Origin of the sequence: Mesorhizobium sp. B2-4-12 (assembly GCF_006441575.1) — a bacterium.
Taxonomy (GTDB): Bacteria; Pseudomonadota; Alphaproteobacteria; order Rhizobiales; family Rhizobiaceae; genus Mesorhizobium.
Genome location: NZ_VFVC01000006.1, coordinates 1 through 14,999, shown reverse-complemented (window position 1 = coordinate 14,999; position 14,999 = coordinate 1). Strand labels below are relative to the sequence as shown.

The window sequence follows — 14,999 nt, the reverse complement described above, 5'->3', positions numbered from 1 at the left end:
CACGCGAGGTCTGGGCTGCGGCTCACCGCAGAAAAACGTTCGCGCCATCGAGAGCGCGAAAAGGTCTTCGCCCCCGACAACTAGGTGCCTGTGTGCCTGTCGGTTGCGCAGTTGGACGTCACAGGGGTCCACAACAGGAGTGATTAGGGATGATTGTGATGAATGGATCCGATGAATTCCTTGGCGCGATACAGCTGGATGACTTTCGATCCCAGGTAGAGGTGGCCACAGCCGACTATCCTCGAGCGGCCGAAATCACATCCAACATCCCGATCTACGACGGCCGCGAGGTGGACGAGGGCATCAAGCGGGAATGGGCCAATGTAATTGGAAAGGGGCCTGGTGTTTTCGTCGTCCGCAGTGCGTTCAGGGACCTTTCCGCCGTCGATGCGGCGACCGAGATCTTTCGGGAGATTATCGCGGATGAACGAGCTGCCGGTATCTCGGGCGGCGACCACTTCGCGAAGGCCGGGGCCAACGACCGCATCTGGAACAGCCTGCAAAAGCTGTGCCTGCGCGCTCCTGAAGTCTACGTGCGATACATGGGCAACCCAATTGTCGATCTGGCTTGTCGCGCCTGGCTGGGTCCGGACTACCAGCTGGCAACGCAGGTTAATCAGGTGCGTCCGGGTGGCAAGGCGCAGGCCCCGCACCGTGACTATCATCTGGGCTTTATGACGCCTGACCAGATGGCACTTTACCCGCCGCACATTCACCTCATGGGCCCAACGCTGATCCTCCAAGGCGGGGTAGCTCATGTCGACATGCCTGCTGCAAGCGGCACCACGAAGCTGCTTCCTCACTCGCAAAAGTATCCTCAGGGCTATGTCGCTGCACAGCTTCCAGAATTCCGCGACTATTTCGAAGCGAACTGCGTCCAGCTCCCGATGGCCAAGGGCGATGCGATCTTCTTCAGCCCGGCGCTGTTCCACGCCGCGGGCGAGAACAAAACGACCGATTTCGTTCGAATGGTGAACCTGCTGCAGGTTGCCTCGGCGTTCGCCAAGCATATGGAGAACATCGACCGCCTAGCGATGGTGAAGGCTATTTTCCCATATCTTGGCAGTCTCTCGGCGCAGGAAAGGGCGGGGGTTATCGCGGCAACCGCGGATGCCTACCCTTTTCCCACCAATCTCGACACCACTCCCCCGGTCGGCGGCCTGGCGCCCGAAAGCCAGAAGGCGCTGCTCGCACGGGCCATCGCCGAGGGATGGGACTACCCGCGTTTTGAAGCTGCGGCTGACCAACAAGCGCAAAGACGCCGCGCCTGACCGGCATACCGCGCCTGCTTCCGGCGGTTGCAAACTGGAAGCGCCCCTAAGGGAGGATAGCAAAGTGAAGAAGATCCTGAAATCAATCATGCTTGGCGCGATGATCGCCACGTCGGCGATCTCAATGGCCTATGCGAAAGGCGAGAAAATCGTCTTCATCAGCTTCGCGCCCGACAGCGACACCTGGTGGAATGTGATCAAGAATGCGCTGAAGGAGACCGGCGACGAAATGGGGGTGCAGACCACGTACCAGAACCCTCCGACGGGTGACCTTGCGGATATGGTTCGCCTCATCCAGCAGGCGACCGCCGCGCATGTCGACGGCATGATCGTTGCGTTGGCCGACTACCAGACGCTCAAGGCGCCGCTTGAGGCGGCGATCTCGGCCGGCATCCCAGTTGTCACCGCGAACTCCGGTACGCCCGAGCAGTCAAAGGAACTCGGCGCTCTGATGCATGTGGGGCAGGCGGAATACGATGCCGGGCATGCCGCCGGCGAGCGTGCGAAGGCAACCGGCGCCAAGACATTCCTTTGCGTCAACCACTATATCCAGAACCCATCTTCAGTCGAGCGCTGCCAAGGGTTTGCCGATGGCATGGGCGTGGCGCTGGGTGATCAGATGATAGACTCGGGCATTGATCCCGGCGAGGTGAAGGGCAAGGTAATGGCATACCTGACCAAGCACGCGGACACCGGCGCAATTATCACCTTGGGTCCCAACTCGGCGGCTCCCACGGTCGAGGCGGTGAAGGAGATGGGCATCGCCGGCAAGATTAACTTCGGTACATTCGACCTGTCGCCCGAAATCACTGCCGGCATCAAAGACGGCACCATCAACTACGCCATCGACCAGCAGCCTTACCTCCAAGGAGCCGTTCCCGTCTTCGTCCTGACGAACTTCATCCGATACGGCATCTCGCCTGCCAACTCGGTGAAGTCGGGACCGTCATTCGTGACCAAGGACAATGTGGAGAAGGTCGAGAAACTCGCCGGCGAATATCGCTGAGCACGGTCAGCGAGGGCGTGTGAGCGCCCTCGCTCTCCTTGGATCATCAAATGGGAAGGCAGACATGACCGACGAACGCATCAAGAATGTGTCGCCACTTCGTCAGGCTCTCATCCGGCCTGAACTTGGAGCGATGGTGGGGACAATCCTTGTCCTCGGTTTCTTTCTCGTCATTGCGGGCGGCAGCGGCATGTTCGCGCCGGAGGGTATCTTGAACTGGTCGATCGTTTCGGCGCAGTTCATGATCATTGCCGTTGGCGCCTGCATGCTCATGATCGCAGGCGAATTCGATCTTTCCGTCGGCTCGATGATCGGCTTCTCCGGAATGATACTGGCGCTGCTGATGACGGTCGGCGGTGTACCCTGCTGGGCTGCGATTCTGATAACCTTCGCGTTGTCGATGGCGCTCGGCGCGGTGAATGGCTTGCTGGTCATCAGGACTGGGTTGCCCTCCTTCATTGTCACGCTGGCTTTTCTCTACATCCTGCGCGGAATGACGATCGCCACTACCGTTTTTTACACGCGCAAAACAACCATAGCGGGGCTTGAGCCCTACACGCAGAACGATTGGCTCGCCCCCCTTTTCAGCGGAAAGATCCTCTCGGGTTTTTTCGTCTGGCTCGGCCATGTGGGCTGGCTGAGAACCTTCACGGCCGGCAACAGGGCGGGCCAGCCCGTTGTCGATGGAATACCTATGTTAATCATTTGGGCGATCGCATTGGTTATCTTTGCGCAATGGTTGTTGACGCAAACGCGTTTTGGCAATTGGGTTTTCGCCGCGGGCGGCGACCAGCAGGCGGCACGCAACATGGGCGTGCCAGCCAATCGCGTTAAGCTGCTGATGTTCGTCTTCTCCGCTTTCTGCGCGTGCCTTTTTGCCACGTCGCAGGTGCTTGAATTCAACTCCGCCTCAGCCGACCGCGGCCTCTTGAAGGAATTCGAGGCGATCATCTGCGTCGTTATCGGAGGTGCATTGCTAACCGGTGGGTATGGCTCGATCATCGGCGCTGCTCTGGGCGCGATCATCTTTGGCGTGGTTCAGCAGGGGCTGTTCTTCGCCAATGCCGAGAGTTCTCTCTTCCGCGTGTTCCTGGGCGGCATACTGCTCGTGGCCGTGATCATGAACACCTACATCCGTCGTGCGATTACAGGAGAGCGATAATGACCGCCCCTATCGTCGAGATGATCGACATTAAGAAGCACTTCGGTTCCGTCATCGCGCTGAACGGCGTTTCCTTCGACGTCAGGCCAGGCGAATGCCATTGCCTTCTCGGCGACAACGGCGCCGGAAAATCGACTTTCATCAAGATCATGTCGGGCGTGTTCAAACCAAGCGGGGGTGAAATTCGCGTCGCCGGGCAGATGGTCGGTTTTGCCACGCCCCGTGATGCGATGGGCGCTGGCATCGCAACCGTCTACCAAGACTTGGCGATGATCCCGTTGATGAGCGTCACCCGCAATTTCTGGATGGGCCGCGAACCTCAACGAGGCATATGGCCATTTCGCAATATGGATTTCGAAAAGGCAAATACGGTCACCCTGCAGGAGATGCGTAAGATGGGCATCAACCTACGCGGTCCGGATCAGGCGGTCGGCACGTTGTCGGGCGGCGAGCGTCAGACTGTGGCAATCGCGCGTGCCGTCTATTTCGGAGCCAAGATCCTTATTCTGGACGAGCCGACATCGGCTCTTGGCGTCCGGCAGACGGCCAACGTGCTTTCCACCGTCGATCGGGTGCGCAAGCACGGCATCGGTGTTGTCTTCATTACACACAACGTTCGCCATGCCTTGGCCGTGGGTGACAGGTTTACCGTTTTGAATAGAGGACAGACCTTGGGAACGGCCGAGCGCGGAAAGGTCCGTGCGGAGGAACTCCAGGAGATGATGGCTGGCGGCGGGGAGCTGGCGGCGCTCGAAGCCTCACTCGGCGGTACGATCTGACAGCGCAAACATTTCACTCGCAGCTTGGGTACCGCGTCTCGATCTCGCCAGCAGAGCGAAGGGACTAGCATGAGCTTCACCGACAAAAGTTGTCTGCGAACCCCGCCGCTTGCGCGGCGTCAGCGCCTTGGCTTTGTGGGAGGCGGTCGGGGTGGCCTTGTAGGAGATTGGCATTTCGCCGGAGCGCGTTTGTCAAACCACTGGGACGTCGTCGCCGGCGCCTTGTCTTCGCGACCCGACAACGCTGTGGCTTCCGCCCGCGACTGGATGATCCCACCGCAACGCTCCTATTCCGACTTTCGCCAAATGGCGCAAGTAGAAGCCGCGCGCGCCGACGGCATCGAGGCGGTTGCGATCTGCACGCCAAACTGGAACCACGCCGAGATCGCCGCGTGTTTCCTCAAGGCGGGAATCGACGTCATTCTCGACAAGCCGATGACGACAACGATGGCCGACGCCAAGATGCTTGTTGCGCTTCAGCGCCAGACAGGGGTGTCGCTCACGATGACCTATCCCTACGCGCACCACGCCATGGTTCGACAGGCGCGCGCGATCGTCGACAGTGGTCTTCTGGGGACCATCAATCAAGTCCACCTCGAATATCTGCAGGAGTGGAATTGCGGGGCCCAGCCGGTCGATACGGCTGTGTGGCGTCAGGATCCGTCGAAGGTCGGGCGGTCCTCGATTGTTGGCGATATCGGAACGCATGCCTATCACCTGCTCAAGACGATGACCGGCCTGGACGTTTCCGACGTGAGGGCTGACATGTTCGTTTGTGGTGGCAGGAAACCACAGCCCGACACGGCACACATCAACCTGCGACTGTCCAACAGCGCCCCGGGGTTGATGCACCTATCCAACGCTACGCCTGGGCAATATTGCGGCCTGCGCATTCGCGTCTGGGGCAGCGGGGGAGCTGTGGAATGGGATCAGGAGCGGCCCGAATACCTGAAGTTTACGCCTTTGGAGCAGCAGGAGCAGACCTTCGTTCGCGGCGTCGGCAATGGCGTTCTTGGCGAAGCCGAGCGGCTTGTTCATCTGCCCCGAGGCCATGGCGAGGCGCTGACCGACGCCTGGGCCAATCTCTACGCTGAAGCGGCTCTCGTGATCGCGGCGCGTCGCGCAGGACGTCAGGCCCCTGGAGGCGTGCGGCTTGCTGGAGCGGCAGAGGGATTGGCCGGTATGCGCTTCATAGACGGCTGCGCGGACAGCTATGAGGCCGGCGGCGCATGGATCAAGCTTCAACACGACGAGTGATCGACATGCAAAGCGCGATCCGTTTTGGGCTCAACCGGATGTGTCTGCCGCATAGACCGCTCTCTGAGTTCCTCGATCTGGCGGTCGAGGTCGGAGCGGAAGCCGTTGAACTTCGCAACGATCTGCCAGGGCTCGAGATCGCCGATGACCGCCCTCTTAGCGAGGTCAGGGATTTGGTGCAGCAGAGCGGTTTGGCGATTGCCTCCGTCAATTGTCTAGAGGATTTCAATGCGCTTGTTGACTTGAGCCATGCCGAGAAGTTGATCACTAGCACGGCTGAGTTGGGCGCGCCGTTCCTGGTGTTGTGCCCACTCTTTTTGGAAGGCCATGGCTGGAGCGAAGCGGAGGCGGCGCGCAATCTGAGGCGCGGCCTGAAATCCCTGGCCCCCATACTTTCCGACCATGACGTCGTTGGGCTGGTGGAGCCGCTCGGCATGCCGACCAGCACCCTCCATAGCCAAACTGCGGCCGTCGATGCAATCGAGGACGTGAACGGTTGGCAAAACTTTGCCATCCTGCACGACACATTCCAGTTCTGGCGCGCGGCGGACACGGTCATCCACTATGACCGCATCGGCTTGGTTCATGTTTCGGGTATCGCGCCCGGGACCAAGGACCGTTGCGACCTGCGCGAGCCGGATCGTGGTTTCGTGTTTGCCGGCGACAGGGCGCGCAACCGCGCACAGATCCGGGACCTCCGAGATCACGGCTATGACGGCGTGGTATCGATGGAGCCCTTCGACCCATGCGTTCACGACGATCCCGCCATTGCTCGGCGCCTGAAGCAGAGCTTCGATTTCCTCAATTTGGAGGCCGGTGGTTCAAGGTCGGAATAACGCGATATCCAGAATGGGAGCGAACGTGTTGCTAAATGGCAGCGCTTGCTGCCTTCCGAGGCTACCGACCAGGGCGGCATGGAGCAGTGCCTGCGCGATGGCCGCTTGACCTGCCAGTACCTCATCGAGCAATAGCCACTAGGTCACAATCGACGAGTCCGTGCGATTGTGCAAGGAATATTGCGTAATCGCAAAGTTCCAGTATGGTCGTCATCGAAAAGGATCGACCATGCAGTTTTCGCGATCAAAGCCTCACTCTGCCAGCGAGCTGATGACTACTTTGAATTCGGCTCAGGACAATATGGGCAAGGGCGGACGGCGCGTTGCAAATTTTTTCATCGCGAACCTTGGAGAGACTGCCCTTCTATCAAGTTCCGAGGTCGCGACCCGCTGCGGCGTGAACGCATCCAGTGTTGTGCGATTCGTCCAGGCTTTGGGATTTTCCGGCTACCGGGAATTCCAATCGATTCTGCAACAACATTTGTCCAAGTCGATGGTCGACGCCAGGCACTCAGGCGTCGGCGGGATTTCGTTGCCCGAGATTTCGAAGCCGCTGCGTCTTTATCTTCTCGCCGATTCCGGGCGATCGTTCAACGAGGCCGCGGAAGCCGCCGCGAAGAACTTCAGCGCGCAAAACCCGTCGGTCGAAATTGAAACAGAGTCCCATGTCTCATACGCTGTCGAACCTGAGGACTTCGCGGGCCGGATTAGGAGCGCGGCCGAAAAGTCCGATGGCATTATCCTGGTCGCCAGGGAGCATCCGGCAGTCAACGACGCAGTGAGGGCAGCCACGGGACGGGGCCTCCCGGTGATCTGCCTGACCACCGATCTTCCCTTGTCGGGAAGGGCAGCTTACGTCGGTTCGGACCAATATGTCTCGGGGGCTACGGCAGCCTGGCTTTGTGGGCGAATGCTTCCGCGCGGGACAACCGGCAAAGTCCTATTTGTTTGCAGCGTGCCATTTCGCTGCCAGCAAGACCGCGAGCAGGGGTTCAGACACGTCCTGCGAACAGAATTCTCATCCTTGGCCATCGATGAAAGGGTAAGTTCCAACGAGAGCATTGAGGTCATCTATGAGGCTGTCCGGCGATACATGGGAAAGAACGGCCCGCCGGCGGCTATCTACAATGTTTCAGGCGCCAACCTGGGAGTAGGGCGCGCGCTTGAAGCTGAAGGTCTTAGTCATTCGATCGTGTTTATTGGCCATGAGTTAAACACGAACTCGCGGTCGTTGCTCGAGCGGGGCATCATGGATGTGACGATCGGTCATGACTTCGATCGCGAAATAGCGCTGTCGGTAGAGTGCATAAGGATGGCGCGGCAGGGGGTTCAACCCGTCAATCGCATAACGCAAAGTCAGGTATTCACTCGCTTCAATTGCGCTATCTTCTGATTGCCTGAAGCATTCTGCGGTGAGGCAGGATCATTGGCGACTGAAATGGTTCCGCGCTTCAGTCGCCCGTCAGTCCCTCTAGATCGCCAGCTTCGAGACCGGGGTCGGAGGGGCGAAGGGGTAGGCGCCCCAGACTGACTGGTCGAAATTGATTACAGAGCCCGTCATCATCCCGGCATCCTCCGAAGCCAAAAATGTGACGGCCTTGGCCACTTCCGTGGGAGCCAGCAGGCGCTCGAAAGGTTGTTCGGCCGCAGCCTTTTCGAGCCAGTTTGCGTCCGCGCCGTGATACTCGCGCTGGATGCGATCCTCGCCGTCGGAAGCCATCCAGCCGATGTTCAGCTGATTGACGCGGATCTTGTTCCGCATCGTTGCAAACGCGGTGTTGCGGGTAAGCGTGGCAAGAGCACCTTTGGAAGCGCAATAGGACGCGATGAACGGTTGCCCGGCAAGCGCCGAGGTCGAGCCAATGTTCACGATCGCTCCTTCGACGTTGTCCCGAATCATCCGGCGAATTGCTTCCTGCATCAAAAAGAAGGGAGCGCGCGTATTGATCGCAAACATCCGGTCGAACAGCTCTTCGCTCGTATTGAGGATGTCGCCTCGGTCTGTGAGACCGGCGGCATTCACTAGAACATCGACGCGCCCAAAGGCCGTATCCGCGGCCTCAATCACCGTCCTACAATCGGCTACGCTCGCCAGATCGGCTTGGACGAAGCGAACGACGCAGCCTGTCTTAGCCTCAATCGCCTCGGCGACACCGCCGCCCTTGTCGGCGTTGCGCCCGCAGGTGATAATTCCGGCGGCGCCCGCGTCTGCGAAATGCATGGCGATCGCAGCACCCAATCCCTGTGTCCCGCCGGTGATCACCGCGAATTTCCTATCGACTCTGTTCATCTTTCAATGCTCCTCAGATCTGCAATGAAATTTGCAGAAGAAATCAATGCGGAATTTGTATTGACACGCATGCAAAAATGCAAGATGCTTTGCACAATGCACGCAAAGAATAGTGCCCGTCTTGCATGACAGGCCGCAGGGAGGAAATTGATGTTGCGTATCGCCGTGCTCGGCTGTGGCCGGATTGGTCAGATGCATGCTGCCAATGTCGCACGGCATCCGCGATCCAAGTTGGCGGCGGTATTTGATGTCAATTCAGAGGCGGCCGAAAAGGTCGCGGCGGCTCAGGGCGTTAAGGCCGCGGCCAGCGCTGAGGAGATTTTCGCGTCCGACACGGTGGATGCCGTTCTGATCGCCACGGCAACTCCCACCCACGCCGACTACATAGAGATGGCCGTCGCTGCCGGCAAAGCGGTTCTGTGCGAGAAGCCGATCGATCTTAGCCTGGCCCGCGTCGAGGCTTGCGCCGCCAACATCGGCGATACCAAAATCCCGATCCAGCTCGGCTTCAACCGTCGTTATGATCCCGGGCATAGCGCAGCGCGAACGGCGATGCTGGCTGGCGATATAGGCGAATTGCACCAGGTCATTATCACGTCACGCGATCCGGCGCTGCCGCCGCGAGCCTATCTGGAGGCGGCGGGCGGACTGTTCCGGGACATGACGATCCACGACTTCGATTTGGCTCGCTTCATGCTCGGCGAAGAGCCGACCGAGGTCTTCGCGCTAGCCAATGCACTCATCGATCCGGCACTTGGAAAGGAACTCGATGAAGTCGACAGTGCAATGTTCATCCTGAGGACCGCGTCGGGCAAGCAATGCCACATCAACAACTCGCGCACGGCGGTCTACGGCTACGATCAGCGCGTTGAGCTCATCGGGAGCGCGGGCATGCTTCTTTCCGACAACCGCAAACCTCACGAATTGCGCCGCTTTACAAGCACGGCCGCCGAGGCGAGCCAGCCGTATCAGTTCTTCTTTCTCGAGCGCTACCAGGAAGCCTTCATGGCGGAGATCGATGGGTTCGTGGACTGTGTGGAGAAAGGCGTCGTTCCGCTGGCGAGTTTCGAAGATGGGCGCCGTGCGCTCATCCTGGCGGAAGCGGCTTACAAATCCATGAAAGAGGCACGCTTGGTGCGTGTCTCCGAGGTGACTGCATAAAGCATTCGGCGGCGGATCCGCAGGAGGAAGAAAGATCCGCGCAGTGGGAGGAGTGGCGTTTGGTGAAGTCTGGGCTCGCACGGATCGCCGTGTCGGGACATGACCGAGACCGGTCCCGCAATGGCGCCGGGCATCTTGGCTGTGCCTTCCTTGCGATCACGATCGAAGGAGAACCGCGAAAGCGTGCCCTCACTGCCGACTTCTCCGCAGGGCTCTTTTAATGCGGCCAGGCAAGCACTGCAATTGCATTTGCGGGTGACGACATCGCGAACGATGTCTCATCGCAAGGTCGAACCTTTCTGTGGTGAGCACAGAAGGCCCAAGCGGCGTCAAGCCCGGCTCAACGGGCGGTCGGACCGCGCAACAAAAGGAGGATTCAATGAAATTTCCAACTCTCCCCATTTCTCGCCGCAGAGCCGCCAGCACGGTTGCTTTCGGCGCGCTGTTCCTTGCAATAACCGCTGGGACCGCGCTTGCCGAATACAAAGCCGCGGACGTGAGGATCGGTTTCACCCCGAAGTTTCTCAAGGATGATTTCCAGACCCTGATGCTGGATCTCTCAAAGAAGGCCTTCGATGCAAAGGGTTTCACCCTGGTCGGTGCTCCTGATCCGAACGGCGATATCGCGGCGGAGGTGGATGCGCTCCAGAACATGATTGCCAATGGCGCAAATGTCCTGGTCTTCGCTCCCATTGACGCCGCGGGAATCGTTCCGGCGGTCAAAAAGGCGAACGACGCCAACGTCCTCGTCTTCTCGATCGATGATGCTCCCGCGGGCGGCAAAGTGACGGCGACGGTGCGCGCGGACAATGTCGACGCCGGCGTTCAGGGTGCCAAGGAGATGGTCAAGCGCCTGCAAGCCAAGCCGTGCTGGACCGACAACAGCTGCATCGTGCTTGAGCTGCAGGGCGCCCTGACCACCCCCAACGGCCGCGATCGCTCCGACGGTTTTTCCAAAACCTTGCACGAGCTCGCGCCTAAGGTGAATCTGATACAGCGCCCGACCGAATGGACTGCCGACATGGCCGCCGACGCTGCGCAGAACGTCCTCACCCAGAATCCTTCATTGAGCGGCATCTTCATGGCATCCGAACTCATGGCATCGGCCGTGAACGCCCAGCTCACCAACGCCGGCAAGGGCGCTCCGGTGGGGGACCCGAACTCGGTGATCCGCATCGCAATCGATGGAACGCCTCAAGGACTGCAGCTGATCCGCGGCAAGGCCCTCGACGCGACGGTGTCGCAGCCCCTGAGCGCCTATGCGAGCAAGACGGCCGACCTGATCGAACTCGTCTCCAAGGGTGGCAAGATCGAGATCGGACCGCGTGACGACGGCCAGGTTATCGATACTCCCGTCGGACCGCAGTACCAGCTCAAAGCGACGCTGGTGACAACCGACAATGTGGACTCCCCTGATCTGTGGGCCAACAAGGTCGGCAAATAAGTTCAGGAGGAACCAAGCCGTGGAGCCGAAGATCATGGACAAGGCGCGACCCATCGTCGAGATGCGTGACATCGCCAAGACCTTTGGCTCGACCCGGGCTCTTCGCGGCGTGAATTTCACCGTCATGCCCGGTGAGGTTCACGCCCTGTTGGGCCGCAATGGCGCGGGAAAGAGCACGCTCGTTTCCACCTTGAGCGGATACGTTTCGGCCGATACCGGATCGATCAGAATTGGAGAGGTCGAGGTAGAAGCGGTCGGCCAACACTATGCGCCTAGCATTCGCAAGTTGATCGCCCACGTTCAACAAACGCCTCAGCTGTTCAACCTGCTCACCGTGGCGGAGAACCTTTTTGTCGAGAATCCTCTCGTGCGCAGAGGCTTCGGCGTGGTGAGCCACAAGCTGATGTTGGAGCGCGCGACGGACCTGCTGAGCGAATGGAATATGGACATCCAACCCCGCTCGCTTGCAGGGGAGCTGGGCGCCGGGACGAGACAGCTGCTCGAGATCATGAAGGCTCTTAGCCGGGGCGTGCCCGTCATGATCCTGGACGAGCCAACCGCGGCGCTGAGCAATGCGGAAAAACGCATTCTGTTCGAGCATGTGAGGGCGCTCAAAGCCAAGGGGGTCTCGTTCGTCTATATCTCGCACCACCTGGATGAGGTTTTCGAGATTGCCGATACAGTGACGATCCTGAGGGATGGCAAGGTCGTAAAGGAACGCGAGCCCGTGGAGCGTCTCGACGTGGAGACCATCGCCGACCTTATGATGGGTGAAAAGACGGTTCGAAGCACGCGACAGGACTTCGTGACGGATGAAGCCCCTGTTCTGCTTCAGGCCAAGGGAATTCGGCTCGACAGCTTTTCGGAAAAGGATATCGACTTTGAGGTAAGGGCGGGCGAGATCGTGGCCTTGGCAGGCCCGGTGGGTGGCGGGAAGGAAGCCCTCGCAATGGTCCTTGCTGGCCAGCAAAGGCCTGAAAAAGGTGAGGTGATCAGCCCGCGTGGAAAGCTGCCTACCATCGGCCTGGTTCCCACCGACAGGCATGCCAGCGGCTATGTCGGCATCCTGGGTGTGCGTGAGAATGTAGCGATCGGCGGTCTTGACGTCCTGTCCGGCAAACTGGGTTTTATCAACAAAGGCAAGGAAGCCAGGCATGTCGGGCACCTTGCCCAACAGACGAACGTAATAGCTTCGTCTCTGGAGCAAGCGGTGAGCCAGCTCAGCGGTGGCAATCAGCAGAAGGTCGTTTTCGCGCGCGCGCTTTGCCGAGCTCCCGAGGTCATCGTCGCCCTTAGCCCAACCCGCGGTGTCGATGTGGGGGCCAAGGAACAGCTCTACTCGCTGTTGCGGGATCTTGCCGGCAAGGGGCTGGGGGTGGTGGTTGTCTCGGACGAGGAAGACGAAATTGATCAACTGGCCAACCGGGTCGTGATCGTGTTCGAGGGGCACGTCGTCGATGAACTGGTGGGTGGATACACAATCAAAGATCTAATCCTGCGGATGGAGGGTGTCGTATGAGCACCGATATCGTGAGCAAATCATCGCCACAGAAGGAAAATTCCGGGCCGTCACGACTATCTTCTTTCGGAAGCGCTTTCGTGGCCGGCGGGTTTACGATGTACCCGGTCCTTCTCATACTGGTGATCGTTGGCGCCATCATTGCTCCGCGGTTCGCCACGGCGGCCAATCTGCTAAATATCCTCGACCAGGTAAGCGTTCTGGGTTTGACGACGATCGGACTGACTTTCGTCGTTCTGATAGGGCGACTGGATCTCTCGCTCGAGGGAATTGTCGGTTTCGCTCCGATGTTGGCAGCCGTCACCTTGGTGCCTGTGGCGGCAGGCGGGCTTGGATTAGAGCTGCCGAGCTGGGCTGGCCTATTCATTGCGCTGGGCACTGCGGGGCTAATTGGCTTTTTCAACGGTTTCATGGTCGTCAGGGTCGGTCTCAACCCGTTCATTTCGACGCTCGGGCTGCTTGTGCTGCTTCGGGGCGGAGTGCTGATCGTTTCCAACGGGCGTTCGATCTACTCTCCCGGCAAGGCGCTGACCTATCTCGGTTCCGAGAGCTGGTTCGGTGTTCCTGTGTCGGTGATTATGTTCATTGTTGTCGCGGTTATGGTCGGCCTTGTCTTCCACTACCACCGCTATGGCCGTGCCTTATATGCGATCGGCGGCAATGAAGACGCCGCGAGAGCAGCTGGCATCAACGTGGACGGGGTCATTTGGTCGGCGTTTGTCTTTGCGGCTCTCTTGGCGGGCCTGGCCGGCGTTCTGATGACCGGGCGCCTCGATTCCGCGGTGACAACCCAAGGGCAGGGGATAATTTTCTCCGCTTTCGCGGCTGCGGTAATCGGTGGCGTAAGCCTTGGCGGCGGTCGAGGGACAATCGTCGGAGTTATTAGCGGTGTGCTGTTGATCGGCGTCATCAACAACTTGCTGACGTTGGCGCAGGTTCCGTCCTTTTACGTGCAGGCATCGACCGGCGCCGTCATCATAGTGGCCGCGGTGCTGACGACGATTGCCAGCCGACGCTCAAGCGGTGTGCGGACTCGAACCTGAGGTAGTATTCCGGCTGACTTGGCTCTGCCGGCGTCAATTCCGGGCTCGCTGACGGGCCGCGTAGTTCGCTCTTTTTGCCAGCCCTGGGTGGAGGTGGCGATGAAACGGCATCCAATCGGACAGACCGGATTGGAAGTTACGGAGATCTGTTTCGGAACAGCTCCCCTCGGCGGGATGCCGGACACTTATGGCTACAACGTCGACGAAGCCACCGCACTTGCGACCATCCGAGCGATTTTCGACGGCCCGGTCAACTTCATGGACACGTCCCGCAACTACGGTTTTGGCCGCAGCGAGGAACGGATTGGATCGGTCATCAGAGAGCGCGGAGGTTTACCTCCGGGATTTGTGCTTTCGACGAAATTAGACCGGGACATGGGTACGGGCCGCTTCGACGCCGGTCGCGCCAGACAGTCGCTTGAGGAGAGTCTTCTGGCGCTCGGTCTCGATCGCGTTCACATACTGCACCTTCACGACCCTGAGCATTCCGCCGATCTCGACGAGATCACGAGGCCAGGCGGGGCGTTCGATGAATTGATTCGAATGAAGGAGGAAGGTCTGGCGACCGCCGTCGGGCTGGCAATGGGCCGTCTCGATATCATGCTGCCGATGGTCAGAGACTGGCCGTTAGATGTCCTGCTGAATCATAATCGCTTCACGCTTTTGAACAGGTCGGCAAGTGACCTCTTTGACCTTGCCAGCGAAAGAGGAGTAGCTGTGCTCAATGCGGCTCCTTATGCCGGTGGCGTTTTGGCAAAGGGAAGTTCCGCTGTTTCTCGGATTACATATCAAGAGATTGACGAAATTAGACTGACGCCTGTGCGTCAGGTCGAGGCTGTATGCAAAAAGCATGCCGTGGCTCCCGGAGCGGTGGCAATTCAGTTCTCGCTGAATGACCCGAGGATAACCTCGACCGTTGTAGGTGTTTCCAAGCCCGAAAGAGTCGCTCAGACCATCGACTGGGCGACCGCGAAGGTGCCGGACCAGGCTTGGGCTGAGCTGGGGGAGGTAGGCTATTCCGTGAATGATCCAGAAGCTGAGCGAATTTACAAACCAGGCTAGTTTCGTGGACTAACTCGGTCCAAACGTCCTTGCGGCTCGCGATATGACAGTCGCTCCCAAGGACTGAAGGTCCACGATCGCTCTTCGCACACTAGAGCATAATCTGACCTGACGGAATCGCGAGGGATTCCCATCGGCGAGAATATCTGATTCATCATGTCTGCTGGAT

General features: G+C 59.3%; 13 protein-coding genes. 12 read left to right on the top strand and 1 reads right to left on the bottom strand.

All coding sequences use genetic code 11. From position 1 onward, the window contains the following. The first annotated feature begins 149 nt into the window (after window positions 1–149). From FJ934_RS05575 to FJ934_RS05545, 7 genes are all read left to right on the top strand, one after another. Window positions 150–1,271, top strand: coding sequence for a phytanoyl-CoA dioxygenase family protein (locus FJ934_RS05575; RefSeq protein ID WP_140607651.1), 1,122 nt, complete (start codon window positions 150–152; stop codon window positions 1,269–1,271). After that, entirely contained in the window at window positions 1,228–2,277 is a 1,050-nt protein-coding gene (locus tag FJ934_RS05570) for a sugar ABC transporter substrate-binding protein (protein WP_348642479.1), read from the top strand. The genes FJ934_RS05575 and FJ934_RS05570 overlap by 44 nt, the downstream gene beginning before the upstream one ends. Before the next feature lie 64 nt (window positions 2,278–2,341). Next, window positions 2,342–3,439, top strand: a complete 1,098-nt coding sequence (locus FJ934_RS05565; protein ID WP_140607650.1) for an ABC transporter permease — start codon at window positions 2,342–2,344, stop codon at window positions 3,437–3,439. Next, window positions 3,439–4,218 (top strand): ATP-binding cassette domain-containing protein, encoded by a 780-nt coding sequence (locus tag FJ934_RS05560; RefSeq protein WP_140607649.1) that lies wholly within the window; start codon window positions 3,439–3,441, stop codon window positions 4,216–4,218. Before FJ934_RS05565 ends, FJ934_RS05560 begins: the two co-directional genes overlap by 1 nt. Before the next feature lie 69 nt (window positions 4,219–4,287). Continuing rightward, a complete protein-coding gene (locus FJ934_RS05555) occupies window positions 4,288–5,475 on the top strand; it encodes a Gfo/Idh/MocA family oxidoreductase (RefSeq protein ID WP_140607648.1) in 1,188 nt (395 codons plus the stop codon). A gap of 5 nt (window positions 5,476–5,480) precedes the next feature. After that, window positions 5,481–6,311, top strand: coding sequence for a TIM barrel protein (locus FJ934_RS05550; protein ID WP_181165530.1), 831 nt, complete (start codon window positions 5,481–5,483; stop codon window positions 6,309–6,311). Between the two features lie 229 nt (window positions 6,312–6,540). Then, window positions 6,541–7,704, top strand: coding sequence for a substrate-binding domain-containing protein (locus FJ934_RS05545; RefSeq protein WP_140607646.1), 1,164 nt, complete (start codon window positions 6,541–6,543; stop codon window positions 7,702–7,704). A 78-nt stretch (window positions 7,705–7,782) separates the two neighbouring features. Here the strand turns inward: FJ934_RS05545 and FJ934_RS05540 are convergent, their stop codons facing one another. Next, window positions 7,783–8,601, bottom strand: coding sequence for an SDR family oxidoreductase (locus FJ934_RS05540; protein WP_140607645.1), 819 nt, complete (start codon window positions 8,599–8,601; stop codon window positions 7,783–7,785). 147 nt (window positions 8,602–8,748) lie between these two features. Between FJ934_RS05540 and iolG the strand changes: the two genes are divergently transcribed. The 5 genes from iolG (at window position 8,749) to FJ934_RS05515 (ending at window position 14,830) form a co-directional block, all read left to right on the top strand. Next, a complete protein-coding gene (gene iolG / locus FJ934_RS05535) occupies window positions 8,749–9,762 on the top strand; it encodes an inositol 2-dehydrogenase (RefSeq protein WP_210241947.1) in 1,014 nt (337 codons plus the stop codon). Window positions 9,763–10,141: 379 nt separating this feature from the next. Then, complete coding sequence (locus FJ934_RS05530; RefSeq protein WP_140607643.1) at window positions 10,142–11,206, top strand: sugar ABC transporter substrate-binding protein; 1,065 nt, start codon at window positions 10,142–10,144, stop codon at window positions 11,204–11,206. 19 nt (window positions 11,207–11,225) lie between these two features. Beyond that, the gene (locus FJ934_RS05525; protein WP_181165529.1) at window positions 11,226–12,725 is read left to right on the top strand and encodes a sugar ABC transporter ATP-binding protein; all 1,500 of its coding nucleotides are present in this window, start codon (window positions 11,226–11,228) and stop codon (window positions 12,723–12,725) included. Then, window positions 12,722–13,768, top strand: a complete 1,047-nt coding sequence (locus FJ934_RS05520) for an ABC transporter permease (protein WP_140607641.1) — start codon at window positions 12,722–12,724, stop codon at window positions 13,766–13,768. Before FJ934_RS05525 ends, FJ934_RS05520 begins: the two co-directional genes overlap by 4 nt. A gap of 99 nt (window positions 13,769–13,867) precedes the next feature. Further along, window positions 13,868–14,830, top strand: a complete 963-nt coding sequence (locus FJ934_RS05515; protein WP_140607640.1) for an aldo/keto reductase — start codon at window positions 13,868–13,870, stop codon at window positions 14,828–14,830. The last annotated feature ends 169 nt before the right edge of the window (window positions 14,831–14,999 follow it).